Origin of the sequence: Polaromonas sp. CG_23.6, from assembly GCF_029892315.1 — a bacterium.
GTDB lineage: Bacteria > Pseudomonadota > Gammaproteobacteria > Burkholderiales > Burkholderiaceae_C > Polaromonas.
In genome coordinates this window covers 1,110,461-1,136,696 of the sequence record NZ_JARXUY010000001.1, presented here as the reverse complement: position 1 = coordinate 1,136,696, position 26,236 = coordinate 1,110,461, and the positions used below count along the sequence as shown (strand labels likewise).

Annotated in this window: 17 protein-coding genes and 1 riboswitch; of the genes, 2 read left to right on the top strand and 15 right to left on the bottom strand. The window is 62.9% G+C overall.

The window, feature by feature from the left end; genetic code table 11:
- Positions 1-25: 25 nt before the first annotated feature.
- The 7 genes from H4V98_RS05305 to ahcY all read right to left on the bottom strand — a co-directional run bounded on the left by H4V98_RS05305 (position 26) and on the right by ahcY (position 7,624).
- Positions 26-1,057, bottom strand: a complete 1,032-nt coding sequence (locus H4V98_RS05305; RefSeq protein ID WP_196863964.1) for a cytochrome d ubiquinol oxidase subunit II — start codon at positions 1,055-1,057, stop codon at positions 26-28.
- Entirely contained in the window at positions 1,050-2,600 is a 1,551-nt protein-coding gene (locus H4V98_RS05300) for a cytochrome ubiquinol oxidase subunit I (RefSeq protein WP_196863965.1), read from the bottom strand. The genes H4V98_RS05305 and H4V98_RS05300 overlap by 8 nt, the downstream gene beginning before the upstream one ends.
- Before the next feature lie 2 nt (positions 2,601-2,602).
- Positions 2,603-3,244: a GbsR/MarR family transcriptional regulator gene (locus H4V98_RS05295; protein ID WP_196863966.1), complete on the bottom strand. Its 642-nt coding sequence runs from the start codon at positions 3,242-3,244 to the stop codon at positions 2,603-2,605.
- A 136-nt stretch (positions 3,245-3,380) separates the two neighbouring features.
- A complete protein-coding gene (locus H4V98_RS05290) occupies positions 3,381-4,166 on the bottom strand; it encodes a septal ring lytic transglycosylase RlpA family protein (protein WP_196863967.1) in 786 nt (261 codons plus the stop codon).
- The gene (metF, locus tag H4V98_RS05285) at positions 4,166-4,996 is read right to left on the bottom strand and encodes a methylenetetrahydrofolate reductase [NAD(P)H] (RefSeq protein ID WP_196863968.1); all 831 of its coding nucleotides are present in this window, start codon (positions 4,994-4,996) and stop codon (positions 4,166-4,168) included. The genes H4V98_RS05290 and metF overlap by 1 nt, the downstream gene beginning before the upstream one ends.
- Positions 4,997-5,006: 10 nt before the next feature.
- Positions 5,007-6,047: a TlyA family RNA methyltransferase gene (locus tag H4V98_RS05280; protein ID WP_196863969.1), complete on the bottom strand. Its 1,041-nt coding sequence runs from the start codon at positions 6,045-6,047 to the stop codon at positions 5,007-5,009.
- Between the two features lie 140 nt (positions 6,048-6,187).
- Positions 6,188-7,624 carry an adenosylhomocysteinase gene (gene ahcY / locus H4V98_RS05275; RefSeq protein WP_196863970.1) on the bottom strand — a complete coding sequence of 479 codons (1,437 nt, stop codon included), beginning with the start codon at positions 7,622-7,624 and terminating at the stop codon, positions 6,188-6,190.
- 100 nt (positions 7,625-7,724) lie between these two features.
- A riboswitch (S-adenosyl-L-homocysteine riboswitch) is annotated at positions 7,725-7,799 on the bottom strand.
- A 71-nt stretch (positions 7,800-7,870) separates the two neighbouring features.
- Here ahcY and H4V98_RS05270 point away from each other — a divergent pair.
- Entirely contained in the window at positions 7,871-8,692 is an 822-nt protein-coding gene (locus tag H4V98_RS05270) for an HAD-IIB family hydrolase (RefSeq protein ID WP_196863971.1), read from the top strand.
- Between the two features lie 16 nt (positions 8,693-8,708).
- On the opposite strand, the gene H4V98_RS05265 is transcribed toward H4V98_RS05270, so the two are convergent.
- Together H4V98_RS05265 and uvrA are read right to left on the bottom strand one after the other, a co-directional pair.
- A complete protein-coding gene (locus H4V98_RS05265; RefSeq protein ID WP_196863972.1) occupies positions 8,709-9,692 on the bottom strand; it encodes a tripartite tricarboxylate transporter substrate binding protein in 984 nt (327 codons plus the stop codon).
- A 169-nt stretch (positions 9,693-9,861) separates the two neighbouring features.
- Positions 9,862-15,921, bottom strand: a complete 6,060-nt coding sequence (gene uvrA / locus H4V98_RS05260) for an excinuclease ABC subunit UvrA (RefSeq protein WP_280757320.1) — start codon at positions 15,919-15,921, stop codon at positions 9,862-9,864.
- Positions 15,922-16,198: 277 nt separating this feature from the next.
- Here uvrA and H4V98_RS05255 point away from each other — a divergent pair, with 277 nt between their 5' ends.
- The gene (locus H4V98_RS05255; RefSeq protein WP_196863974.1) at positions 16,199-17,317 is read left to right on the top strand and encodes an ABC transporter substrate-binding protein; all 1,119 of its coding nucleotides are present in this window, start codon (positions 16,199-16,201) and stop codon (positions 17,315-17,317) included.
- Between the two features lie 8 nt (positions 17,318-17,325).
- Here H4V98_RS05255 and H4V98_RS05250 read toward each other — a convergent pair whose 3' ends face one another.
- The 6 genes from H4V98_RS05250 to H4V98_RS05225 all read right to left on the bottom strand — a co-directional run bounded on the left by H4V98_RS05250 (position 17,326) and on the right by H4V98_RS05225 (position 26,236).
- On the bottom strand, positions 17,326-18,102 hold the full coding sequence (locus tag H4V98_RS05250) for a hypothetical protein (RefSeq protein ID WP_348535216.1): 777 nt from the start codon (positions 18,100-18,102) through the stop codon (positions 17,326-17,328).
- A gap of 121 nt (positions 18,103-18,223) precedes the next feature.
- Entirely contained in the window at positions 18,224-19,885 is a 1,662-nt protein-coding gene (locus H4V98_RS05245) for an MFS transporter (protein ID WP_196863975.1), read from the bottom strand.
- Positions 19,886-20,055: 170 nt separating this feature from the next.
- Positions 20,056-20,715, bottom strand: a complete 660-nt coding sequence (locus H4V98_RS05240; protein WP_196863976.1) for a 2-hydroxychromene-2-carboxylate isomerase — start codon at positions 20,713-20,715, stop codon at positions 20,056-20,058.
- 222 nt (positions 20,716-20,937) lie between these two features.
- On the bottom strand, positions 20,938-23,109 hold the full coding sequence (locus H4V98_RS05235) for an exonuclease domain-containing protein (RefSeq protein ID WP_280757319.1): 2,172 nt from the start codon (positions 23,107-23,109) through the stop codon (positions 20,938-20,940).
- Positions 23,106-23,480, bottom strand: coding sequence for a response regulator (locus H4V98_RS05230; RefSeq protein WP_196863978.1), 375 nt, complete (start codon positions 23,478-23,480; stop codon positions 23,106-23,108). The genes H4V98_RS05235 and H4V98_RS05230 overlap by 4 nt, the downstream gene beginning before the upstream one ends.
- Entirely contained in the window at positions 23,477-26,236 is a 2,760-nt protein-coding gene (locus H4V98_RS05225; protein ID WP_196863979.1) for a sensor histidine kinase, read from the bottom strand. Before H4V98_RS05225 ends, H4V98_RS05230 begins: the two co-directional genes overlap by 4 nt.

Here is a 26,236-nt window from a genome sequence, read left to right as displayed (position 1 = left end):
GGTGTGCAGTTGTCAGAGTCTGGCTTCAATACTTTAGAGCGGTGCTTTTGCCCCAGAACACGCGGTAGGCAAACACCGTGTAGCCGATGATCATCGGCAGCACGACAGCAGCGCCGACCAAAATGATGCCCATGGATTCCGGTGCAATGGCGGCCTGCCAGATGGTGATCCGGTCAATCACCAGCCACGGAAACAGGCTGTAGGCCAGGCCGTAGAACGCCAGCACAAACACGCCGATGGTTGCGCCGAAGGGCACCCAGGCACCGTATTCATTGCCTTGCGCCAGCCGCGTGGACAGGCGCTGCAAGCTGCGGTAAATCACCCAGAACAGCACGGCCGTGGCCACCGGAATGGGCAGCAGCAGCACGATGTTGGGAAAGGCAAACCATTTGTCAAAGATGTTTTGGCTCACCAGCGGCGTGGCAATTGAAATTGCGGCAATACCGGCCATGGTGAAGAACAGGCTGGCCCGCCCCCAGCGCACCGCCTGCAATTGCAGTTCGCCCTCGGACTTGATGATCAGCCAGCCGGCACCCAGCAGGCAATAGGCCGACACCAGCGCCGCACCAATCACCGCATTGAAGGCGATGACCCAGCCGCCCGAGTCAAAGCCGGTGATCAGCGAGCCGAGCATGTAGCCCTGGCTCCAGCTGGCCAGCACCGAACCGCCAAAAAAAGCGCGGTTCCAGAGCGGCTTGAGCGCGGCACGCGCCTTGACGCGAAAGTCGAATGCCACGCCACGCAGCGTCAGGCCGATCAGCATCAGGGCCACTGGCAGGTAGAGCGCGCCCAGGATGACGCCGTGCGCCATCGGGAACACCGTCAGCAAGATGCCCACGCCCAGCACCAGCCAGGTCTCGTTGGCATCCCAGAAGGGGCCGATGCTGGCAATCATGCTGTCCTTGTCGTCCTCGCTGGCGCGGTTCATGAGCACGCCGACGCCCAGGTCGTAGCCGTCGAGCACCACATAGGCCAGCATTGCCAGGCCCATCACCACCAGGAACACCATCGGCATCCAGCCGGCGGCCTGTGTCAGGTCGGGGGCGAGGTCAAGCATGGGAGGCTCCTGCGGGTTTGACTTGACGGGTAACCCGGGGGTCAGGATAGTTCACCGGATTGAGCGTGTCTTCCATGCCGGCCTCGGTAGGCTTGTCGGCATGCGTGCGATGGCGCGCCAGGTAGAACACCACCGACACATAGGCGACGATCAGCGCGGCATACATGGCCAGGTACAGGAAAAGCGTCAGCGCGATTTTGGGCGCCACCACCTTCGAGGCCGCGTCGGCGGCGGTCAGCACACCCGACACCAGCCAGGGCTGACGGCCGATTTCTGTGGTGTACCAGCCGGCAATCAAGGCCACCCAGCCGGCAAAGGTCATGGCCACCAGCGCCCTCGCCTGCCAGGTTTTCAACTCGCGTGCCGGAGGAAGTGTGCGGCCGCTAGCAAGCCCTTCCATATCCGTCGGGGCCGCGGAACCGGCTTCGCCGGGCCGCAGGCGCAGCGCCCCCTCGGGGGGCAGCGCAGTACGCGAAACGACAAGCGTGGGGGCTTGCTTCTTCCAAGGTGCCAGCTGTAAAACACTGGTCCAACTCACGGCGAGCATCAAGAGGCCCATGCCGACCATGATGCGAAAGGCCCAGAACACCGGCGCGACAGGCGGATGCTTGCCCTCGAACTCGTTCAGCCCCTTCACCTCGCCGTCCAGGCTGTGCGTCAGGTAAAGCGAGGCGAGCTTGGGAATGGCAATTTCATAGCGGTTTGTCCGGGTTTTCTCGTCCGGCAGCGCAAACAGCACGGCCGGCACGCCTTTCTGGGTTTCCCAGATGCCTTCCATCGCAGCCAGTTTGGCGGGCTGGTGCTCCAGCGTGTTCAGGCCGTGAAAGTCGCCCGCCACGATCTGGAGCGGAATCAGGAAAGCGGCCAGGTAGACGCCGGTTTTCAGGCTGGCGATGACATCGGCAGCACGGTCCTGACGCAGCCAGCGGTAGGCGGAAATGCCGGCGACCAAAAAGGCGACCGTGAGGCCTGAGGCCAGCATCATGTGCGTGAAGCGGTAAGGAAAAGACGGGTTGAAGATCACTTCCAGCCAGCTGGTCACATGCGCCTGGCCGTTGATCATTTCAAAGCCGGCGGGCGTATGCATCCATGAATTGAGCGCCAGGATCCAGAAGGCCGACAGCGTCGTGCCGCCAGCCACCAGCAGTGTGGCGATGGTGTGCATCCGTTCACTGACACGGGCCCGGCCAAACAGCATCACGCCCAGCATGGTGGCTTCCAGGAAAAACGCCGTCATCACTTCATAAGCCAGCAGCGGGCCGGCCACATTGCCGACGGTTTCCATGAAACCCGGCCAGTTGGTGCCGAACTGGAAACTCATGGTGATGCCGCTCACCACGCCCAGCGCAAAGGTCAGCGCAAAGATCTTGACCCAGAACTGGTAGGCGTCCATCCAGTGCTGCTGGCCGGTCTTGACAAAGCGCAGCTTGAAAAACAGCAGCACCCACGCCAGCGAGATGCTGATGGTCGGAAACAAAATGTGAAAAGTCATGTTGGCCGCAAACTGAATCCGGGCCAGAACAACAGCGTCAAGTCCATCCATGATCAACTCCTTTCGTTATCGGAAAAAGTGACAGCCGCCTTGGGCGCCAACGCCAGTGCCGGCGCGGCGACGGGCGGCACGCGGCCTTTGAAGCCGGCCTTCACGCTGCTGGTCACCCGGTCCTTGGCTTCGAGCAGCTTTTGCACCTTGGCGCCCATCTTCATCAGGCTCACCAGCGTGGCGGAATCCATCTTTTGCACATCGGCCATCCAGCCGGTCATCAACTCGATCAAATCGTGCATCTGCTTCATGCGCTCTTGGGCGTGGATATCGTCTTTGTCGCTGGGTTTTTCCATCAGCGCATCGCGCAACATCGACAGCGTCGGGTCAATCTCGCGCTTGCGCCGCTCTTCGGCCAGCGTGCGAAAGATGGCCCACACGTCTTCGGGCGCCTGGAAGTATTCGCGCCTGTCACCCGGCAAATGCTGCAACCGGACCAGATTCCAGGACTGCAGTTCCTTCAGCCCCATGCTGACGTTGGAGCGCGAAAACGACAGCGCGTCGCCAATGTCGTCGGCATTCAGCGCCTGGGGCGAAACATACAGCAAGGCATAGATCTGCCCCACGGTGCGGTTGATGCCCCAGCGGCTGCCCATCTCGCCGAAATGCAGGACAAAACGCTGGGTCAGGGGAGCAAGGTTCATGGTACGCAATATACAGAAGTTTCAGGAATTACTGAAATTCTAATAAATACGAACACTTCATGCTGCTGCTTTGACTTGACCCTTATCGAAAAAGGTTAACCGCTACAGACAGCTGCCATTGCCCACGGGGCAAGCCTTAAAGCAAGGGATGGCGGCGGCTAATGGCGGTTTGACCTGGAGGCCGGTGGCGAGAGGATTTACGAATTTTCCTGCTCGGCTTGGCACGCGGCGTCACCACTTTCAACGCTTTTTCCACGTTCAACGACACCTCGGCAACGCCGACGCCTATCAGCCCCAGCGCCTCGGCGGCGGCCCGGCTGACGTCGATCACGCGGTCCGAGGAAAACGGTCCCCGGTCGTTGATGCGCACATCGACTTCGCGGCCCAAGGCCAGACTGCGCACCCGGACGATGGTGCCAAAAGGCAGTGTCCTGTGGGCCGCTGTCAGCGCATATTTGTCATAGCTCTCGCCGCTGGCGGTGGGGCGGCCGTGGAACTTCCCGCCATACCATGATGCATTGCCGCGCTCCAGTTCCCGGGCGTCTTCGCCGGTAAACTGGTATTTTCCATCCACCGGAATGTCCGGCGTCACGGGCGCTTCGGCCTCGACGGCGGGCGCTGGGGTTTCAATTTGCTTGCGCAGGCGCCTGGCAATGAAATCGGCCAGGCGCGACGGTCGCGGCGTGTTCTCGGTGAAGGGTGCCGGTGGAGGCGTTGCCTGAAGCGATTGCGTGGGCGCTGGAGTGGCTAAAACCAGTGCCGGGTCACTCGGATCAGCCATATCTGCCGCAGCTGCTGGAGGCGTTGAATCCGCAGGCACGGGGGGCTCGGACGGCGTGGCGCAGCCAGCCAGCAGCGCAAAAAGGCCGGCGGCCAGCCAGCCTCTGGCGGCCGCCGGAAAAGCGAGAACCGGCCCGGCCATCAAGCCGGCGTCAACCGGCGAATGATCTCGGACGTCGCTGCCGCCTGGTTCATCGTATAAAAATGAATTCCCGGCACGCCCGCTGTGCGCAACTGCTCGCACATGTCGGTTATCACGTCCAGTCCAAAACTCCTGATCGAGGCGATGTCGTCGCCAAAGCCCTGGAGCCGCAAACGGATCCAGCGCGGAATCTCGGCACCACAGGCATCCGAAAAGCGCATCAACTGGGTTGAACTGGTGATCGGCATGATGCCCGGCACTACTGGAACATCAGCGCCCAGGCGCTGAACATCATCCACAAAGCGGAAATAGGCGTCAGCATTGAAAAAATACTGGGTGATGGCCGAATCGGCGCCGGCCCTGACCTTGGCCACAAAAGCCTGCAGATCGGCCTCGGCGGATTTGGCCTGCGGATGGATTTCCGGGTAAGCGGCCACCTCAAGGTGAAAGGCATCGCCGGTCTCGTGCCGGATGAAGGCCACCAGGTCGCTGGCGTAATGGAACTCGCCACCCGCGCCATAGCCGCTGGGCAGGTCACCGCGCAAGGCCACCAGTCGCTGGACGCCCATGGCCTGCAAGGTGGCCAGCTGGTCACGCACCGTTGACTTGGTGGCGCCGACGCACGAAAAATGGCAGGCGGCGGCCACACCCTCGTCCAGAATTGCTTTGACCGTGTTGAAGGTGCCCTCTTGCGTTGAGCCTCCGGCGCCAAAGGTGACCGAGCAGAACTCGGGCTGGCTGGCGTACAGCGCCTGTCTTGTCAGACGCAGCTTGTCCACGCCTTCAGGTGTCTTGGGCGGGAAAAATTCAAAACTGACCGGAATGTTCATCACGGGCTTTCTAGTCGCTGGTGTCGTTGTTGTCGGCTTTTTTGCCGCGCCGCTTGGCCGGTCCATGCTGGCCGGCATGCGCGGCTTCGGCCGCCTCGGAGTCTTCGTGCGGCTCGCGGGAGGCGCGCATTTCGCTGCGCGACACGCGCTTGGCGACTTGTCGTTTCGGCGCAGCGGCCAGCGGCTGGTCTTCGCCCTGCACTTCGTGGCCCTTCCTGGCCTGGATGAAAAATTCGCGGTTGCCGTCGCCGCCAGCAATCGGTGAGGCCAGCCAGGCCTTGACCTCCAGCCCCAGGGCGGCGCAGGTATCACGCAGGCGCTTTTCCACAAAATCGAAATGCACCGGGTCGCGCACGATGCCGCCTTTGCCGATCTGGCCGGGCTGCAACTCGAACTGCGGCTTGACCAGCATCAACAGCTGGCCGTCCGCTTTAAGCAGGCGCGCCACGGCGGGCAGCACCAGCGTCAGCGAGATAAAGGACAGGTCGCCGGTCAGGAAATCGAACACCGGGCTGAAACCGTCCATGTCCTGGTCGCTGTAGCCGTCTTCCTCGACATCGGCAAACGTGTCGTCGTCCAGGCTGCTGCCATGCAAGGCGCGCCGGTAATGTTCGGTCAGCTCGTCGGCCGTCAGCGAACGCGCATTCACACCCTCGATGCAGACCACGCGCTCGTCGCTGCGCAGGCTGTCGTGCAACTGGCCGTGGCCGACATCGACGCCCACGACCTGAACAGCGCCATGCTGCAGCAGGCAGTCGGTAAAGCCGCCGGTGGACTGGCCGATGTCGAGGCAGCGCAGGCCGCTCACGTCCAGGCCGGTTGCTTTCAGCGCGCCTTCGAGCTTCAGGCCACCGCGCGAGATGTATTTCGCCTCGGTGGTGTCGAGCAGTTGCAGTTCGGCAGCGGCAGGAATCTCGTCGCCGTTCTTGGCGATTTTTTTCCACGCCACCGCCTCGTCAACCCGCCAGTGGACGCCCGAGGCAATCAAGCGCTGGGCCTGGGAACGGGTAGTGGCATGGCCGTGTTCGACCAAAAATAAATCAGCGCGCATAAAGTTGGGGCAACGTCAAGGTTGCGTACAGGAAAATAAAACCATCATTTCGATAGCTGATGGCGCATGCCCAGCATGCGCCAGAGGCCAATTCGGCTTAAAAAATCCCCTGCACCGTGATGCAGGGGACGCCAACCACTTCAATAGCGGTAGGTGTTGGCTTTGTACGGGCCGGCCTTGGACACGCCAATGTACGCGGCCTGCTCGTCACTCAGCTCGGACAGCATCGCGCCGACCTTTTTCAGGTGCAGGCGGGCGACTTTTTCATCAAGGTGCTTGGGCAACACATAGACCTTGCCGGCGTCGTATTCATGCTGCTTGGTGAACAGTTCAATCTGCGCAATCGTCTGGTTGGCAAAGCTCGACGACATGACGAAGCTCGGGTGGCCCGTGCCGCAGCCCAGGTTCACCAGCCGGCCCTTGGCTAGCAGGATGATGCGCTTGCCATCCGGAAAGATCACATGGTCGACCTGCGGCTTGATTTCTTCCCAGGTGCATTTCTCCAGCGACACCACGTCGATCTCGTTGTCGAAGTGGCCGATGTTGCAAACGATGGCCTGGTCCTTCATGGCCGCCATGTGCTCATAGGTGATGACGTTCTTGTTGCCGGTGGCGGACACGAAGATGTCGCACTTGTCGGCGGCGTATTCCATGGTGACGACCTTGTAGCCTTCCATGGCGGCCTGCAACGCGTTGATCGGATCGATCTCGGTGACCCACACCTGGGCGCTCAGTGCGCGCAACGCCTGGGCAGAGCCCTTGCCGACATCGCCGTAACCGGCGACAAGGGCGACCTTGCCGGCAATCATCACGTCGGTGGCGCGCTTGATGGCGTCGACCAGCGACTCGCGGCAACCGTAGAGGTTGTCGAACTTGGACTTGGTGACCGAGTCGTTGACGTTGATGGCGCGAAACGCCAGCGTACCCTTGACCGACATTTCATTCAGGCGCAACACGCCGGTGGTGGTTTCCTCGGTCACGCCGATGATGTTTTTCAGACGGCGGCTGTACCAGGTCGGGTCTTGCGCCAGTTTGAACTTGATGGCGTTGAACAGGCAGGTTTCTTCTTCGCTGCCGGGGTGTTCCAGCAGACTGGGGTCTGTCTCGGCCTGGGTGCCCAGATGCATCAGCAGCGTGGCATCGCCGCCGTCGTCCAGGATCATGTTCGGGCCTTCCTCGGGCGTGCCCTTGTGGCCGGTGAATTCAAAGATGCGGTGCGTGTAGTCCCAGTAGTCGGCCAGGCTCTCGCCCTTGATGGCGAACACCGGTGTGCCTTCGGCGGCAATCGCGGCGGCGGCATGGTCTTGCGTCGAGTAAATGTTGCACGACGCCCAGCGTACTTCGGCGCCCAGCGCCTGCAGCGTCTCGATCAGCACGCCGGTCTGGATCGTCATGTGCAGCGAGCCGGTGATGCGCGCGCCTTCCAGTGGCTGGGACGCGGCAAATTCCTGCCGAATGGCCATCAGGCCGGGCATTTCGGTTTCGGCGATTTTCAGCTCTTTGCGGCCCCAGGCGGCCAGCGACAGGTCGGCAATGATGTGGTCAGTGTTCAGGATGGTCTTCAGTACGGCGTTCATTTGGGAACTCTCCAAAATCAGGTTCAAGCGGGCAAAATAGCCACGACCGCAGGGCTTGTCAAGGGAAGTGTGGAATTCACTCACCCGGCATCAAGGCACATGCGGGTGAGCGTGGTTGCAAGAAAAAGTCCTGAGCCTAGACCACATGCCGTGGGTTGCAACGCTCCTCAGGAGAGCATATATTGTACAGAACGCTCCACGCCAGGCCGCGCATCGCGGCAAAAGCCTGCATGCCAGAATGGCGCGATGCAAGCACTTGAACACTGGCCGATCAACAGCCGCCGCCGAATCACCGGCGTTTTCACCGACATCGACGACACCCTGACCACCGAAGGCGCCATCACGCCCGACGCACTGGGCGCGCTGGCCGCACTGAAAGCCGCCGGCCTGGACCTGATCGCCATCACCGGCCGGCCGGTCGGCTGGAGCGCGCCCTTTGCGCGGGTCTGGCCGGTCAATGCCATCGTTGCTGAAAACGGCGCAGTGGCGCTGCTTTCAAGCCAAAACGGGCTTCAACCTCTGTCTGGCGGGCGTGGGCAGCTGTCAAAGATCTACCAGCAGGACGAAGCGACACGGCAAACCAATTACGCCCGCATGCAGCAGGTGGCGGCGCGTGTCGTGCGCGACGTGCCCGGCGCGGTGATCTCGCAAGACAGTCCGGGGCGCGAGACCGACATGGCCATCGACCACAGCGAATTCGCGCACCTGCCGTCAGCCGCCATCGCCCTGGCCGTGCAGATCATGCAGGACGAAGGCATGAACGCCACGGTCAGCTCGATCCACATCAACGGCTGGTTCGGCCCCCACAACAAGCTGCAGGGCGCGCGCTGGATCGTTCGCGAATTGCTGGGCCGCGACCTGGATGCCGAAATGGACCGCTGGGTGTACGTTGGCGACTCGACCAACGACCAGCTGATGTTCGAGGCCTTTGGCAACTCGGTTGGCGTGGCCAATGTGCGGCGCTTTGAAGCGCAACTGAGCCACCTGCCGCGCTACATCACCCGGGACGAGCGCGGCGCGGGCTTTGCCGAAGTGGCCGCCGCCGTGCTGGCGGCGCGCGCCGATTAAAAAGCAGGCTGACGCGTCAGGACGGCTTGCCCAGCCCCAGCTTTTCGACCAGCGCTTTTTCCTTCAGAAAGGTTTCCTGGGCGAACTTGGTGTAGGCGGCCGTGCTCATGTAGTTGGGCAGCATGTCATAGCGACCGAGCGCGGCCACGTAGCTGGGCTCTTCCATGGCTTTCTTGAACGCATCGTGCAGCCGCTTCACCACGTCGGGCGGCGTGCCCTTGGGCGCACCGATGCCGAAGGGCGAGTTCTGCACGATGTCGTAGCCCAGTTCCTTGAGCGTGGGCGCATTGGGAAACTTGTCCAGCCGCTTCTCGCCCCAGGTGTTCAGCACCCGCAGCTTGCCGGCCTCGACCTGCGGCGCAAAACCGGTGCTGTCGGCCGCCGCCATCAACTGGCCGCTGACCACCGCCAGCATCAGGTCGGCGCTTCCCTTGTAGGGAATGTGCAGCAGCTTGATGCCGGCCTGTTGCGCGATCAACTCGGTGGTCAGGTGCGGGCTGGTCAGCGTGCCGGTCGAGCCATAGCTCAGCTCGCCGGGATGGGCCTTGGCATAGGCGACAAAGTCGGCCCAGGTCTTGAACGGCGAGTCGGCCGGCACGACGATGCCGAAGGCATAACCGGTGACATTGAGCACATAGGTGATGTCCTGGACCGGGTCCCAGTTGATCTTGGTGGTGTACGGCAGGCGAAACACGCCCAGCGGAATCTGCGCCAGCGTGTAGCCGTCGGCCGGCGCTGTCTGCAGCTGCTGCGCCGGCAGCGTGCCGCCGGCGCCGGGTTTGTTGTCGACGATCACCGGTTGGCCAAGGATTTTCGAGGCGTTGTCGGCCAGCGAGCGCATGGTGATGTCGGTCGGCCCGCCAGCCGGAAAGGCCACGATGAGCTTGATCGGACGGACCGGAAAGCCCTGGGCCTGGGCTTGAGCGAAAGGGGCACCCAGCGAACCCAGTGCGGGAACAGCCAGGGCGGCGGCGGATTGAAGCAGTTGGCGGCGTTGCATGAAGGCGTCTCCTGAAAGGTCTGGCAGTTGGCGAAACCGCCATGATGCGTCACTCCGGCCCCGGCCACATCAGGGCAACACCTGAAGCGCTGTCGCCTGCGCGTCAGGTGGTTTTACAAGCCTTTCAGGGTGTTTGCGCAATGGGCGCGGTCACAGTCAGCTATTTATTTCATAGCACATACGATTTTCCGGATCGCGCCAGCACGCTCGCCAGCGCCTTGCCGGTCGGTGTTGCCAGTGCCACCACGGCCTCGGGCGGCGCGGACGCGACGACCAGGCCACCGGCGTTGCCGCCGTCCGGCCCCAGGTCGATCACCCAATCGGCTTCGGCGATCACGTCGAGGTCGTGCTCAATGACGATCACGCTGTGGCCGCCGTTGACCAGCCGGTGCAGCACATGGATCAGCTTTTCCACATCAGCCATGTGCAGGCCGACGGTCGGCTCGTCGAGCACATACAGCGTGTGCGGCGCTTTCTGGCCGCGCCTTGTGATGTCATCGCGCACCTTTGACAGTTCGGTCACCAGTTTGATGCGCTGCGCCTCGCCGCCCGACAGCGTGGGCGACGGCTGGCCGAGCGTGAGATAACCAAGTCCCACGTCTTTCAGCAATTGCAGCGGATGGCCGATGGCGGGCATGGCGGCGAAAAAGTCCACCGCTTCATCGACTTCCATCTTCAGCACGTCGCCGATGCTCTTGCCGCGCCAGGTGACGGCCAGCGTCTCGGGGTTGAAGCGCGCACCGTGGCAGGTTTCGCACAGCACCTTCACATCGGGCAAAAAGCTCATGCCGATGGTGCGAACACCCGCGCCCTCGCAGGTCGGGCAGCGGCCTTCGCCGGTGTTGAAGGAAAAGCGCCCGGCCGCGTAACCACGCGCGCGCGCTTCGAGCGTGTCGGCAAACAGCTTGCGCACCGTGTCCCAGAAGCCGATGTAGGTCGCTGGACAGGAACGCGGCGTCTTGCCGATGGGCGTCTGGTCGACCTCCAGCACGCGGTCCACGGCGCGGTAGCCGTCGATGCGCTCGCAACCGGTCCAGACCGGGTGTTTTCCGGCGTCGTCGGCTTCGCGGCCGGCTTTCGTCGAGCGCAGCGCAACGCCGGCGTGGACGTTGGTCAGCAGCACGTCGCGCGCCAGTGTGGATTTGCCGGAGCCCGACACGCCGGTGACCGCGACCAGCCGGTACAGCGGGACATCGACCGAAACGTTTTTCAGGTTGTGCAGGCTGGCGCCTTCGACTTTCAGCCACGAGGTGTACTCGCTGGTGGAGGCGGGCGCGGCGTTGTGCAAGGCGCTGGCCGTGGCGGCTGCGGCTTTGAGGGCTGCAGCTTTCAGGGCGGCTTGCTTGGCTTTGCTGACAGGTTTGGTTGGGGTGGGGGAGCCCTCACCCCCGCCCTCTTCCTGAGGGAGAGGGAGTAAATCCGCCGCGCGTACCAAATCACCAGCGCCGGCATCCGTTTCGCTCCCTTGCCCGGCTGGCTTCGTCACACGCCGCGCATGCAGCGGATGAATCAGCGGATTCGCCAGATAGCGCCCGGTCAGCGATTCCGGCACGGCGGACAGCTGCGCCGCCGTGCCTTGCGCCACCAGTTGCCCGCCGCGCTTGCCGGCGCCGGGGCCGATGTCGATGATGTTGTCGGCCCGGCGAATGGTGTCTTCGTCGTGCTCGACCACCACCAGCGTGTTGCCGCGCTCGCTGAGCTTGCCCAAAGCGCCCAGCAAAATCTGGTTGTCGCGCGGATGCAGGCCGATGGTCGGCTCGTCCAGCACGTAGCACACGCCCTGCAGATTGGAGCCGAGCTGCGCCGCCAGCCGGATGCGCTGCGCCTCGCCGCCCGACAGCGTGGGCGCGCCCCGGTCAAGCGTGAGGTAGCCCAGGCCCACATCTTCGAGGAATTCGAGCCGGCTCTTGATCTCGGGAATCAGGTCTCTGGCAATGCCGGCTTCGCGACCCGTCAGCGCCAGCGTGTCCACCCAGGCGCGGATCGCGGTGACGCTCAGACGGGCGATGGCGGTGATGGGCCAGCCCTGGCCCGTGCCATCGTCCAAAAGCGCAAGTTCCTGCTTGAAATAGGCCTTCCCGCTTGATGGGCTTGCGTCAGCAGCTATCAATTTTGAAAAGCCGGCGCCAAAGCGCACGGCCCGCGCCGTGGCATTGAGCCGCGCTCCCTGGCAGCCGGGGCAAACCGTGTCCAGCACGTCGTCGGTCTCGGGTTCGCCGAAGGTCTGCTCGCGGCCCTTGTTGTCGTCCGTGTTCAGCACCGAATCGTCAAAGGCCTGGCGCTGGTCCTTGGTCAGCTTGACGCCGGTGCCGACGCAGTCCGGGCACCAGCCATGCTTGCTGTTGTAGCTGAACAGGCGCGGATCGAGTTCGGGGTAGGAGGTCGAACACACCGGGCAGGCGCGCTTGGTCGAGAAGGCTTCGAGCTTGCCAATCGCCTGGGTGCTGGTGCCGGCCAGCATCGCTTCGCGCAGGCCATCGAGCGGCGCCAGCACATGCACCACGCCCTTGCCATGCTCCAGCGCGCTGGCCAGCGCGGCACGCAGTTCGGCCTCGTTGTCAGGCGTGACGTGAATGTCGGCAATCGGCAGCTCGACCGTGTGTTCCTTGAAGCGGTCGATGCGCGGAAACTTCGTCGTCGGCAGGAATTCGCCATCGACGCGCAAGTGGGGGTAGCCACGCGGCCGCGCCCAGTCGGCCAGCTCGGTGTAAACGCCCTTGCGGTTCATCACCAGCGGCGCCAGCAGGCCGATGTGCTGGCCCCGGTAATGCTTCAGCAGCTGCGCGGCGATGCTCTCGGGGCTTTGCGGCATGACCGCCGCGCCGTCCTTGGTGCAATGCTGGATGCCCAGCTTCACGTACAGCAGGCGCAAAAAGTGCCAGACCTCGGTGGTCGTGCCGACGGTCGATTTGCGCCCGCCGCGCGACAAGCGCTGCTCGATCGCCACGGTCGGCGGAATGCCATAGACCGCATCCACCTCGGGCCGGCCGGCCGGCTGCACGATGCTGCGGGCATAGGCATTGAGCGATTCGAGGTAACGGCGCTGGCCTTCATTGAACAAGATGTCAAACGCCAATGTCGATTTGCCCGAGCCGCTGACGCCGGTCACCACATTGAACTTGCCGCGCGGAATATCGACCGACAGGCTTTTGAGGTTGTTTTCCTTGGCGTTGACGATCTGGATCAGGTTGGAGAACGCCGGCCGGGTCTTCCAAGCCTTGGGGCGCTGTTCCTCGACCTGGTGCGTCTGGTTCATGGTCAGTTCGTACTCGCGCAGCGCCAGCGCCGTGTGCGACGTGGGATGCTGACGCACGAGCTCCGGCGGCCCTTCGGCGACCAGCAGACCGCCGTTCTCACCGCCTTCGGGGCCCAGGTCGATCAGCCAGTCGGCCGAGCGGATCACGTCGAGGTTGTGCTCAATGACGATCAGCGAATGGCCGGCTTCCAGCAGCCGGCGCAGCGCGCGCATGAGCTTGGCAATGTCGTCGAAATGCAGCCCGGTGGTCGGCTCGTCGAACAAAAACAGCGTGCCGCGATGCGGGCGCATCAGCGCCAGCCCCTGCCGGCTCAGGCTGGGTTTGGCCGCCGACTTGCTGGCGCCGGCCAGGAAGCCCGCGAGCTTGAGCCGCTGCGCTTCGCCGCCCGACAGCGTGGGCACCGGCTGGCCGAGCTTGACGTACTCCAGCCCCACATCGACGATGGGCTGCAGTGCGCGTATGACTTCGCGGTCCTGGGCGAACAACTGCACCGCTTCGCTGACGGTCAGGTCGAGCACATCGGCCACATTCAGCAAGCGGGGCATGAGCTGGCCAATGGCTTTTCGCTCGATGGTGACCTCCAGGATTTCGGGCCGGTAGCGCTTGCCGTCGCAATCGGGGCAGCGCAGGTACACGTCACTCAGGAACTGCATCTCGACATGCTCAAAGCCCGAGCCACCACAGGTCGGGCAACGGCCGTCGCCGTTGTTGAAGCTGAATTTGGTCGCGGTGTAGCTGCGTTGCCGGGACAGCGGCGACTGGGCAAACAGCTCGCGCACCGCATCCCAGGCGCCGACATAGCTGGCCGGGTTCGAGCGCGCGGTCTTGCCGATGGGCGACTGGTCGACAAACACCACGTCCGTCAGGTGGTCGGCGCCCATCAAGCGGTCATGCAGGCCCGGCGTTTCGGTCGCCTTGCCGAACTGGCGCAGCAGCGCGGGCGCGACGATGTCCTGCATCAGCGTCGATTTGCCCGAACCGCTGACGCCGGTCACGCAAACCAGGCGCTGCAGCGGAAACTCGATGGTCAGGTTTTGCAGGTTGTGGTCGCGCGCGCCTTCCAGGATCAGGCGCGGCGTGCTGTCCGTCACGGCGCGTTTCAGCCCCATGCCGACCTGCTTGCGCCCGCCGAGGTAGGCGCCGGTCAGCGTGTCGGCATGCCGGACGTCCTCGGGCGGGCCGTCGAACACGATCTGCCCGCCCCGCTCGCCGGGCCCCGGTCCCATGTCGATCATGCGGTCGGCGGCCAGCATCACCGCCGGGTCGTGCTCGACCACGACCAGCGTGTTGCCGGCATCGACCAGCCGGCGCATCGCCTGCGTGATGCGGTTCATGTCCCGCGGGTGCAGGCCGATGGACGGCTCGTCCAGCACGAACAGCGTGTTGACCAGCGAGGTGCCCAGCGCCGTGGTCAGGTTGATGCGCTGCACCTCGCCGCCCGACAGCGTGCGGCTCTGGCGGTCCAGCGTCAGGTAGCCGATGCCCACGTCGCACAGGTATTTCAGCCGGGTCTGGATTTCCTCGAACAGCGACTTCAGCGCCTTCTGTTCGGCATCAATGCCCTCGGCGGTCAGCGACAGGCTGCCGGAGAATTTTTGCAGCCGGTCAATCGGCAAGCGCATCAGGTCGTGCAGGCACAGCCCCGGCATCGCTTCGAGTTGCGCGCGGGTCCATTGCACACCGACCGGCATGAAACGCTGGTCCGGCGGCAACACCGCATCGGCGGCTTCTTTCGTGCCCAGCCGCCATTGCAGCGATTCGAGCTTCAGGCGCGCGCCACCGCAGGTGTCGCAGGTGGTGTAGCTGCGGTACTTGGACAGCAGCACCCGGATGTGCATCTTGTAGGCCTTGCTTTCCAGGTAGGCAAAAAACCGCTTGATGCCGAACCAGTGCCTTTCCCATTTGCCCTTCCAGTGCGGCGAGCCGTCGATGACCCAGGCCTGCTGCCCGGGCGTGAGCTTGTACCAGGGCGTGTCGCGCGGAATGCCCTCGGCCTCGGCATGGCGCATCAAATCGTCCTGCGCTTCCTTCCAGGCTGGCGTCTGCATCACCTTGATGGCGCCGGCGCGCAGCGTGAGCTTGTCGTTCGGGATCACCAGCCCGTAATCGACGCCAATCACCCGGCCAAAGCCCTTGCAGGTCTCGCACGCGCCCATCGCCGAATTGAAGGAAAAAAGCGACGGCGTGGGTTCGGTGTAGCGCAGGTCGCTGTCGGGGCAATGCAGCCCAGTGGAAAACCGCCACATCTCTTCGACGGCACTTTCCTCACCGTTCTGGACATAGACATTGAGCCGGCCGCCGCGCTTCAGCGCCGTTTCAATCGCTTCGATGGCGCGGATTTTCTCAGTGAGGTGCAGGCGAAAGCGGTCGGCCACCACGTCAAGCAGCTTGTGCGGACCGGCGGGCGTGGCGACTTCGCGTTGCGCATGGACCCGGGTGAAGCCGCTGGCCGACAGCCACTGTTCGATCTCTTCGGCGCTGGTGTTGCCCGGCAGTTCGACCGGAAAGGTCATGATGACGCGCGGGTCGCTGGCCTCGGTGCGTGCCATCAGTTCGGCGTAGATGGATTCGGGCGTGTCGTGGCGCACCGCCTGCGCGGTCTGCCGGTCAAACAACAGCGCAGCCCGGGCATAGAGCAGCTTCAAATGGTCGTTCAGCTCGGTCATCGTGCCCACGGTCGAGCGCGACGAGCGCACCGGGTTGGTCTGGTCGATGGCAATCGCCGGCGGCACGCCTTCGACCTTGTCCACCGCCGGCTTGTCCATGCGGTCAAGGAACTGCCGGGCGTAGGCCGAGAAGGTTTCAACATAACGGCGCTGGCCTTCGGCAAACAGTGTGTCGAACACCAGGGAGGACTTGCCCGAGCCGCTGGGGCCGGTGACCACTGTCAGTTCGTTGGTCCGAATGTCGAGGTCAATATTTTTGAGATTGTGCTGGCGCGCGCCGCGAATGCGGATGATTCCCTGGGACATCGGTGAAGGTCTTTCCTGAAGAAGTCGAACATTTTAGGGTTCCTCAACGGCGTACGTGCGCATGGCAAAAAGCAGCCCCAACGGGCATGGCGCTTCACGGATTTGCAGAAAAACAGCGGTGCTTCTACACAAAAAGAGGGGGCAATGGCGGGCCGTCCATCAAATCAGGCTGGCATGGATTTCGGCAAGCCCCGCCACTAATGGTTTTCATATAGTCAGGCGATGAGACTTTGCCGTTAAATGAAACACTTCTTTCATTTAAATACACATTGCCACAATGAAAAAAATATTCTTGTCTTTCACCGCCATCCTGGTTTGCGCCCTGAGCCTTGCCAGCCAAGCCCAGATCCTGATTGGGCAGACGGCAGGGTTTACAGGCGCTGTAGGTGCTGGCGTCAAGGAAACCACGGACGGTGCTGTGCTTTACTTCAATTCAGTCAATGCCAAAGGCGGTGTGGGGGGACAAAAGATCGAATTGATTTCCATGGACGACAAGTTCGATGTCCCACTGGCGGTGGACAACACGCGGAAGTTGATTCAAGAAAAAAACGTGGTGGCGATGTTCCTTACACGCGGCACGCCACACACCGAAGCCATTATTCCCCTGCTTGACAAGCATGGCGTGCCGCTGGTCGGACCTTCTGCAGGTTCAATGGTGCTGCACCAGCCTGTCAGGAAACATGTTTTCAATGTGCGGGCAACCTACCAGCGCGAAGCAGAAAAAGTCATTTCACATTTTGCGACCATGGGCATTACCCGGATTGCACTGGTCTACACCGACGACAGCTTTGGTGCCGATGGGCTGGCCGGTGCCCAAAAAGGCATGACAAGGGCCAAGCTCACGCCAGTGGCAATAGAAAAACTCAACCGTGCCAATCCCGACTTCAGTGGGATAACGCCCAAAATCTACCAAGCCAATGCGCAGGCCGTCATCATGGTTGCTTCAGGACAGGCGGTCGCCGCGGGACTGAAGGCCTTGCGTGCGGCGGGCTCTGCTGCGCAGGTCGCAACCTTGTCCAACAATGCCTCCAGCGGCTTTGCAAAGAGTCTGGGTGACAACGCGCGCGGCGTGATCGTGACGCAGGTGTTTCCATCAGAACGGTCCATCAATTACTCAATGGTCAAGGAAGCCCAGGACTTGCTCAAGGCCAGTTCCAAGGCTCCGGGGGAACTCAGCCCGGCGATGCTGGAGGGTTTTGCGGCGGCCAAGGTGCTGGTGGAAAGCCTGCGCCGTGCCGGCCCCAAGCCGAGCCGTGAAACAATCCAGACGGCATTGGAAGGCATGCGCAAGTTCGACCTCGGGGGGCTGGAGGTGAACTTCAGCCCGGAGGATCACACCGGACTTGATTTTGCAGACCTGTCCATCATTGGCGCCGATGGCAAGTTCAAGCGTTGATCGGCGGCTCAATCGTAGAGGGCGCTCTGAAGTTCCATGAACTTTTCAGGGCCGATTGCCGTCTTGATCTTGGGGGCCAGCTCTTGCAGTTTGGCCAGGTTGGTGGCGCCTTCAACAGCCAGGTTGAGCAGAAAGCCGCGCAGACCCAAGCTCGCCGTCAGTCGGGTGGCGATGGGATAGGCTCTTGAATATTGCGCCCGGGCCGTGGCGATGGACAGGCCCTCCTCGTCCGGGGAAGAAGGCACAGAGTAAGAACCTTCAGTTGCCGCTTTGGCAAGGAAAGTCGAAGGTGCCTCAGCCTGAAAGCCCAGCATGCCGTCTGGCGCAGTGGCGATAACGGACACCTGGACGGCAACGTTGCAGGGCGCCAGCAGGCCGTGCGCTACCAAATGGCCTATGTCCTCCGAACTGACTCCAAGCCCGGCCGTGGCTCTCATGACCTCCTCCAGATCGCGCTTTCCATCAAACAAAATGAAGGCTGAACGTTGCCGTGGCGTCAGCAAGACGGCCCGGCACTTAAAAGCTGACTGTCCGTGCTGTGTTTTCATATAAATCATGGCGTGCCTTCTGTAAATGCCGGTATCTGGGCCATGAAGCCCTTGCGTCGATTGGCTGATGTTACATTTTGACACTTTTTTGACTTTTTGCAATCCTGTTTCATTTTTGCTTTTTTGGAGTTGCCTTTGCGCGGTGCCGGCAGCGCGGGGGAAGTGGTGCAGCATCAGACTGGGCATGGCCAAAACGAACTGTTTTCTGCCAAAGTCAGGGTTGCCGCAAGGATTCACGGCAGGAACAGTGCAAAGCCGGTCAACCGTAAAAACGTCTGTGCCGGATCGCAAGGGCTTTAAAAACTGACAAAGGTTTTGAAGGGTGCACAGCAGAACACCGGCACCCTTTGCCGGTCCGTCAGTCGTTGGCGTAGATGTCGACGTCCTTGGTTTCCTTCACGAACAGCGTGCCTATGACAAACGTCATGCCGGCAATGATGATCGGATACCACAGCCCGTTGTACATGTTGCCTGTCTGCGCCACGATCGCAAAGGCGGTGGTGGGCAGCAGGCCGCCAAACCAGCCATTGCCGATATGGTAGGGCAGGCTCATGGACGTGTAGCGGATACGTGTCGGAAAGAGTTCCACCAGCATCGCGGCAATCGGGCCATACACCATGGTCACCAGAAGCACCAGATAGAACAGGATCAGGGTGACCATGAACTTGTCCACTTTGGCCGGGTCGGCCTTGGAGGGATAACCGGCGGTCTTCAACGCGTCGGCCACGGATTTTTTGAACTCAGCGTCCTTCTTCCTGGCTTCGTCGGCCGGCAGGCCCTTGGCGGTGTAGCTGGAAATCTCGGTCGTGCCGATCTTGATGGTGGCCGGCGTGCCGGCCTTGCCTGGCGCATTTTCATAGCTGACCGAAGCGCCGGCCAGCACCTGTTTGGCAATGTCGCAGGAACTGGTGAACTTGACGGTGCCGGTCGGGTTGAACTGGAACGAGCATTCCGAAGGGTCGGCGGTCACCACCACCTGGTTAGCGGCCTGTGCGGCGGCCAGGTCGGGGTTGGCAGCCTTGGTCAGCGCGGTGAACACCGGGAAATAGGTCAACGCCGCCAGCAGGCAGCCTGCCATGATGATCGGCTTGCGGCCGATCTTGTCCGACAGCATGCCGAAGACCACGAAGAATGGCGTGCCCAGAATCAGCGAGTAAGCCACCAGGATATTGGCCGTCGGGCCGTCCACCTTCAGCGCCTGCGTCAGGAAGAACAAGGCATAGAACTGGCCCGAGTACCAGACCACGGCCTGGCCGGCGGTCAGGCCGACCAGCGCCAGAATCACGATTTTCAGATTTTTCCACTGGCCAAAGGACTCGGACAGCGGCGCCTTGGAGGTCTTTCCCTCGGCCTTCATTTTCTGGAATGCAGGCGACTCGTTCATCGACAGGCGGATGTACACCGACACGGCCAGCAGCAGGATGGAAACGAGAAACGGAATGCGCCAGCCCCAGTCGGCAAAAGCGGCCTCGCCAATGGCGGTTCGCACGCCCAGGATGACCATCAGGCTCAGGAACAGGCCCATGGTCGCCGTGGTCTGGATCCAGGATGTGTAGGCGCCGCGCTTGTGCTGGGGCGCGTGCTCGGCCACATACACCGCCGCACCGCCATACTCGCCGCCCAGCGCCAGGCCTTGCAGCATGCGCAGGGCAATCAGGATGATCGGCGCAGCAACCCCGATCGACGCATAGTTGGGCAGCAAGCCGACGATAAAGGTGGACAGCCCCATGATGACGATGGTGACCAAAAACGTGTACTTGCGGCCGATCATGTCGCCCAGGCGGCCAAACAGCAGCGCGCCGAAAGGCCGGACGATGAAACCGGCGGCAAACGCCAGCAGCGCAAAAATGAAGGCCGAACCGGAGTCCAGTCCGCTGAAGAATTGCCGGGCGATGATGGCCGCCAGCGAGCCATACAGATAAAAATCGTACCACTCGAAAACCGTGCCCAGCGAAGACGCGAAGATCACGCGCCGTTGCTCGGATGACATCGGTCTGTTGTCGATTGCACGTGTCGCCATTGTTTTGTCTCCCACTGATAAATACCTCTGGAATAGAAGCTGCCAGTAGTATTTTTGAAACACCTGTCAGCAATCTGACTTGAAAATAACAAAACCTTACATAAAACTTTCACGAAACTGACAAATAAATGCTAACCCTTATGACATTTTTCAGCATGTGAAGAACCTACTTACAAACCCTGATGTCGACGGGCAATGCCTGACGAAACCGTATGCACCGAGTTCCAGTCCGGCCCATCAAACCACGGGTCGCCCAGCAGGTAATTGCGCAGCATGACAAGCGCATCCAGCCCCCAGAAAAGCTTGTCGTCAACGGCAAAAGTGGGAACGCCAAAAACGCCGCGCGCTATGGCGGCGTCGGTGTTTTTCTTGAGCTGCACCTTGACGGCATCGCTTTCGGGATCATTCCCTGGCCGAAGCTGTCTTGTCAGCGCCTCTTGGCGCTGCGCATCGACGGCTTCGGCGCCGCCACGCCAGACATGGCGAAAAATGGTTTCGCACACATAGCGGTTGGGCGCGCCCGGCGTCGCCTCGGCGCTGCAGGCCAGCGCCAGCCGCAGCAATGCCAGCGGGTTGAAGGGATGGCTGGCGGGCATGTCCAGCGCAATGCCCCGGCTGTGCGCCAGCCACAGCACCTGGCGATAGGTCCATTCGCGCTTGGAGGCGATCTCGGCCGGCCCCAGCTGGCCATGGTGCTTGAGCAAGCCGGCGAACAGCACCGGCACATGGCTGACGCGGTAGCTCACGCCCATCAGCGCTTCGGGCAGGGCTTCAAACGCCAGATGGGCATAGGGAGAGATGAAGTCGAGATAGAACGTGATGTGTTTCATGGCGGGCGATCCTTGTTTGAATCGAGCATAGCGGCAAGGCCAGCCACCGGCACGCTGGCGGCGCCAGTCGTGCAGACCTTGCCAGGTGTGATGCGGCAGCGTTATTGGAGGGGACGGTTTCGAGCCGCTGCGGAACAGGTGGCCCAAGACCCTAAACGCTATGAATTAAATAGCTACTTAAGCATACCTATATTGCGCAAACAGCACTTTTATCTTGAAAATTCAATATTTGAGCCGCGCGTAGTAGGTTTCTTGCGCCGCCTCCCGCGCCTGCCGCAGGGTGTGGATGCCCATGCCCTGCAGCAGCGGCAGCAGGCGCAGCAGCACTTCAGCGGTCAACATGGCGTCGCCCAGTGCCGTGTGCCGGCCCAGCACGGTGATGTTGAAGCGCCCGGCAATGGCTTCGAGCCGGTGCGATTTTTGGCTTGGATGCACCACCGCCGACAGCAGCAGCGTGTCCAGCACCGGCTGGTGAAAGGCAACGCCGGTGCGAGCCTCCTGCAGCTGCAAAAACTTCATGTCGAAAGCCGCGTTGTGCGCCACCAGCACGGTGTCCTGCGCAAACGCATGAAAGGCGGGCAACACCTCGGCAATCGTCGGCTGGCCGGTGACCATGTCCTGCGTGATGCCGTGGATGGGAATCGAGGCGGCTGAAATCAGCCGGCCCGGGTCCACCAGCTGTTCGAACGACTCCTGGCGCAGCAGCTTGCCGTTGACGATGCGGGCCGCGCCGATCTGGATGATCTCGTCGCCTTGCGAAGGGTTCAGGCCGGTGGTCTCGGTGTCGAACACGGTAAAGGACAGCGACGACAGCGGCTGGTCGTCGAGCGCGCTGGCCTGCTCGCTGAGCTGGAACAGATCGAAATCGTAGTACTCGGGCCGGCTCTCGCTCTGCATGATCTGCGCGGCATCAAGCTGCTCCTGCGCGCTGGCCAATGGCAGCAAAAAGCGGAAAAAAGCCTGGTGGCGCACGCGCTCGCGCTCGAACCACATCTCGCCGCCGTGGCGCTCGACCACGTCACGCACCGTCAGCGGCGTGCTCTGGGTGCCAAAACGCATCGGGTCCATTTCCCAGGCCATGACGGTTTCGGTGCTCATCACCTGGCCCGACCAGATCAAATCGAGCTGCGCGCGCTGGCCGGCCTGCTGCAGCCGCAGCTGCAAAAACTTCACGTCGAATTCATCGACCAGCCGGCTCGCCAGGTAGGTCAGCGCCTGCAGCAGCGTGAAGCTTTCAACCTTGAGCCACAGGGCGGCGTCGGCGCCTTCAATCGCCACGCTGCGCCGGCAATGGCTTTCAATCTGCCGCTGGGCGGCGGTGACAAAGTCGGTGCCGAGCATTTCCTCAAGCGGCCAGCGGGTCTTGAGCGCCTGCGTCGAGCGTGCTACCTGGTCAGTGATGCGCGCGCTCATGGCGCTGACTTCTTCGCGCACCACGCGCAGAAACTGCTCGCGCATCTCGGGTTCGAGGTCGGCGTAACCGAGCATGTCGACGGCCGCCTGCATGTTGGCCAGCGACGAGCGGCTGCCCTCGGTCAGGCCGTGCAGCAGCTGGTCGCGCAGCGTCGCTTCCTCGAAGCTCTGCGTCACGTTGTCGAGCATCAGCACAAAGCCGCTGATGCCGGCGTCCGGCGCGTCGCCGGTCGCCGGGTCGCGCACCGGCGCCATCTGCACGCGGATCAGCTGGCCGGAGCGGGTGGCCGTGACAAACTGCGCCGACGGGCTGGCCGCGCCCCGGCGCAGGCGCTGGTGAATGGTTTGCAGCGCATGCGCCACCAGCTGGCGGTCGAATACGGCGTAGATTGAGCGGCCGATGCCCATCAGCTCGGCGCCATCGGCCAGCGCGGGAGCCTGCGACAGGGCGCGAAACTGCAGCCTGGCGCGGCTGTTGTAGAGCAGGATGCGGCCGCCCTGGTTGCAGACCACCACGCTTTGCGTCAGCTCGGCCATCAGCGCGGCCAGGCGGTTTTTTTCCTGCTGCACGCTGCGGCTGGCCAGCGCGATCTGCTCGGCCATGCCCTCGCGCAGGCGGTCGCGCTGGGCGGCCAGTTCGTTGATGCTGCCAGCGAGGGCGCAGAGTTCGCTGCTGCCCTGCAGCGTGAGCGGCTGCGCCTGGGTAGCAGCCAGCAGCACGCGGGTTTCCTCCAGCAGGCGGGCCGGGGCGCTGGCGTAGCGCAGGTACAGCCAGTGCAGCCCATACGCCACGCCCACCAGCGCCGCCCCCCAGCTCATGCCAAGCAAGGCGATGCGCGGCCCCAGCAGCGCACCCACGGTTTCGCGCTCGGCGGGCGCCAGCGTGGACCAGACCAGCGCCCCGCTCAGGACCAGCCAGGCGGCCAGGGCCAGCCCGACGGCGACAATTGCCAGTACCAGCCGGCGGTCGGGCGGCTTCATGGCGGGACGCCGAGCATTTCGGCCACCTTGTCGGCCAGTTCTCGGGTGGAAAACGGCTTGGTCATGTAGGCGTCCGCGCCCAGCGCCAGTCCCTTGGCCAGGTCGGTGTCGCGGCCCTTGGCGGTCAGCATCAGGATCTTGGTGGCCTGCAACGCCTCGCTGGCCCGCACCGCCTGGCAAACCTCGAAGCCGGATTTTTTCGGCATCATCACATCGAGCAGCACCAGGTCGGGCCGGTCACGGGCGATCATGTCCAGCGCCTCCTGGCCGTCTCTGGCCACCAGCACGGTGTAGCCTTCGCGCTTCATGAGGTATTCGAGCGAGATCACGATGTTCGGCTCGTCGTCGGCGACCAGTATTTTCAGGCTCATGTCTTGTCTCCTCTTGTTGGCTTCGCTTGTGGCATGGGCGCGTGCCAAGGCAGGTGAAATGCAAAGCACGCGCCCTGTCCGCTGCCAGGCTCCAGCCACAGCCGGCCGCCGAAATGCTCGACGATCTGGCGGCTGATCGGCAGGCCCAGGCCGGTGCCCTGCGGCCGGTTGACGCCGTTGCCGCCTTGCAGGAAGCGCTCAAAAATCAGGCTTTGCTGTTCGGCTGGCACACCGGGCCCATTGTCTTGCACGCACACTGTCAGGCCGCTGACATCGCTCGCCAGGCGGACCACCACCTCGCCGCCGGGAACCGGCACAAACTTGGCGGCGTTCGACAGCAGGTTCAGCACCACCTGCGTCAAGCGGTCCGGGTCAGCCCATAACAGGCGCACCTCCGGGGGCAAGTGCAATTGCACCGCGCACTGACGTTCGCGAAACATCTCGGACGTGGTTTCGACCGCCTGCGACAGCAGCGCGCGCAGGTCCACCTCGGCGTTGTGCCACTCGGCGTTGCCCGACTCGATCTTCGCCAGGTCCAGAACCTGGTTGACCAGACGCGTCAAGCGCTCGGTTTCCGACACGATGATCCGCATGAAATGCTGGCGCTGCGTCAGGTCCATGTCGGCGTCGTCGCGCATCAACTCGGCGAGTGCGCGGATCGAGGTCAGCGGCGTGCGCAGCTCGTGCGTCACCGAGGACATGAAATCGTCTTTCAGCCGGTCCAGGCTCTTGAGCTGCTCGTTGGCCTGGCGCAGCTCGGCCGTTGCACGCTCCAGCGAATGCGACTTTTCTTCCAGTTCATGCGAATAGGCGCGAATTTGCGACGACTCATCCAGAATGCGCAGCACGTCCTCGGGCGTGAGCACTTCTTCTTCCACCACCGAGGCCACCAGCACCCGGGCCGAAGCGCTGCCGACGGCGCCGGCCAGTTGGGTTTCGACAAACTGCACCAGCCGGGCATCGGGCCGGATGCTCTCTATCTGGCGCACGCCGGCCTGACGCGCATAGGACGCGAACAAGGCCCCGGCCTTGGCTGCACCCATGAAACGCTCGCACAAACGCAGCAAGTCGGGCACCTTGGCCTGGCCGCGCCAGAACACCGGGCTGGACGCTGCCGTGCGGTGGAACACATCGACAAACAGCAGCGCCTGGCTGGCTTCCTGCCCCGATGGCGCGCGCCACAGCGACAGGCCGACATAGGCGCCGACGTTGACCAGCAGGCTCCAGAACAGCGCATGCGTGAGCCCGTCCAGGCCCTGCAGGCCGAGCAGCTGCTCGGGCCGCAGCAGCGTGATGCCCCACGGGCCCAGCGTCAGGAAGTCGGTGCCCAGCCAGCCTGACTTGGCAATCGACGGCAGCATCAGCGTGTACGCCCACATCAGGAACCCGGCCAGCAAGCCGGCCAGTGCGCCAAGGCGGGTGCCGCCCTTCCAGTACAGCCCGCCCAGAACCGCCGGCGCGAACTGGGCCACCGCGGCGAAGCTGATCAGGCCGATGCTGACCAGCGCATAGGCCTCGCCCGCCAAATGAAAATACACATAGCCCAGCACCAGCACGCCCAGAATGGCGGCGCGCCGGATGCCCAGCAGCAAGCGGCTCAGGTCATGGCCGGCAGCGCCGTGAAAGTGCCGGGAGCGCAGCAGCAGCGGCAACACCAGCTCGTTGCTGACCATGGTGGACACGGCAATGGTCTCGACAATCACCATGCCGGTGGCCGCCGACAGGCCGCCGATGAACGCGAACAGTGCCAGCATCGGCTGCCCAGCAGCCATCGGCAGCGACAGCACAAAGGTCTCCGGGTTCATCGGACTGCCGCCAAAATACAGCAGCCCGCCCAGCGCAATCGGCAGCACGAACAGGTTGATGAGCAGCAGGTACAGCGGAAACACCCAGACCGCGCGGCGCAGGTGGCTCTCGCGCACGTTTTCCACCACCATCACCTGAAATTGCCGGGGCAGGAACAGCACCGACAGCATCGACAGCAAGATCAGCGCAAACCATTGCGTCCAGGCAAAGTCAGCGCCCTGCTCCAGCCGCACCAGTCTTTGCAGGGCCGGCACCGCCTGGGCCCGGACAAACAGGTCGGCCAGGCCGTCGAACAGGCCATAGACCACGAACACGCCCACCGCCAGGAAGGCCACCAGCTTGACCACCGACTCGAAAGCAATCGCCGCCACCATGCCCTCGTGGCGCTCGGTGGCGTCCAGGTGCCGGGCACCAAACACCATGGTGAAACCGGCCAGCACCAGCGCGACATAAAAAGCGCTGTCCTGCATCCAATGCGGCGACCCCGGCGCCGCGCTGCCCGCAGGCGTGGTCAGCAGTCCATAGCCTGCCGACACGGCCTTGAGCTGAAGGGCAATGTAGGGAACGATGCCGACCAGGGCAATCAGCGTGACCAACCCGGCCAGTAAAGGGCTTTTGCCGTAGCGGCTGCCAATGAAGTCGGCAATCGACGTGATGCGCAAGGTCTTGGCAATGCGGATCATCTTGCGCAGCACCATCCAGCCGAGCACCATCGCCAGCGTCGGTCCGAGGTAGATCGGCAAAAACCACACCCCGCCAGACGCGGCCCGGCCGACGCTGCCAAAGTAGGTCCAGGCGGTGCAGTACACGCCCAGCGACAGCGCATAAGTCCAGGGGTTGGCAATGATCGAGCGCCCTTCGGCGGCCCGCCGGTCGCCGTACCAGGCGACCCCAAACAGCAGCAGCAGATAGGCCAGCGACGCACCGATGACCCAGACGGGCGACAGCAT

What these genes read in the sequence shown, in the direction of transcription:
- H4V98_RS05280 (WP_196863969.1), bottom strand. Translation starts at nt 6,047, where the DNA reads ATGCGCGCTGATTTATTTTTGGTCGAACACGGCCATGCCACTACCCGT.
- H4V98_RS05230 (WP_196863978.1), bottom strand. Translation starts at nt 23,480, where the DNA reads ATGAGCCTGAAAATACTGGTCGCCGACGACGAGCCGAACATCGTGATC.
- ahcY (WP_196863970.1), bottom strand. Translation starts at nt 7,624, where the DNA reads ATGAACGCCGTACTGAAGACCATCCTGAACACTGACCACATCATTGCC.
- H4V98_RS05265 (WP_196863972.1), bottom strand. Translation starts at nt 9,692, where the DNA reads ATGCAACGCCGCCAACTGCTTCAATCCGCCGCCGCCCTGGCTGTTCCC.
- H4V98_RS05295 (WP_196863966.1), bottom strand. Translation starts at nt 3,244, where the DNA reads ATGAACCTTGCTCCCCTGACCCAGCGTTTTGTCCTGCATTTCGGCGAG.
- metF (WP_196863968.1), bottom strand. Translation starts at nt 4,996, where the DNA reads ATGAACATTCCGGTCAGTTTTGAATTTTTCCCGCCCAAGACACCTGAA.
- H4V98_RS05305 (WP_196863964.1), bottom strand. Translation starts at nt 1,057, where the DNA reads ATGCTTGACCTCGCCCCCGACCTGACACAGGCCGCCGGCTGGATGCCG.
- H4V98_RS05270 (WP_196863971.1), top strand. Translation starts at nt 7,871, where the DNA reads ATGCAAGCACTTGAACACTGGCCGATCAACAGCCGCCGCCGAATCACC.
- H4V98_RS05245 (WP_196863975.1), bottom strand. Translation starts at nt 19,885, where the DNA reads ATGGCGACACGTGCAATCGACAACAGACCGATGTCATCCGAGCAACGG.
- H4V98_RS05225 (WP_196863979.1), bottom strand. Translation starts at nt 26,236, where the DNA reads ATGCTGTCGCCCGTCTGGGTCATCGGTGCGTCGCTGGCCTATCTGCTG.
- uvrA (WP_280757320.1), bottom strand. Translation starts at nt 15,921, where the DNA reads ATGTCCCAGGGAATCATCCGCATTCGCGGCGCGCGCCAGCACAATCTC.
- H4V98_RS05255 (WP_196863974.1), top strand. Translation starts at nt 16,199, where the DNA reads ATGAAAAAAATATTCTTGTCTTTCACCGCCATCCTGGTTTGCGCCCTG.
- H4V98_RS05235 (WP_280757319.1), bottom strand. Translation starts at nt 23,109, where the DNA reads ATGAAGCCGCCCGACCGCCGGCTGGTACTGGCAATTGTCGCCGTCGGG.
- H4V98_RS05290 (WP_196863967.1), bottom strand. Translation starts at nt 4,166, where the DNA reads ATGGCCGGGCCGGTTCTCGCTTTTCCGGCGGCCGCCAGAGGCTGGCTG.
- H4V98_RS05300 (WP_196863965.1), bottom strand. Translation starts at nt 2,600, where the DNA reads ATGGATGGACTTGACGCTGTTGTTCTGGCCCGGATTCAGTTTGCGGCC.
- H4V98_RS05240 (WP_196863976.1), bottom strand. Translation starts at nt 20,715, where the DNA reads ATGAAACACATCACGTTCTATCTCGACTTCATCTCTCCCTATGCCCAT.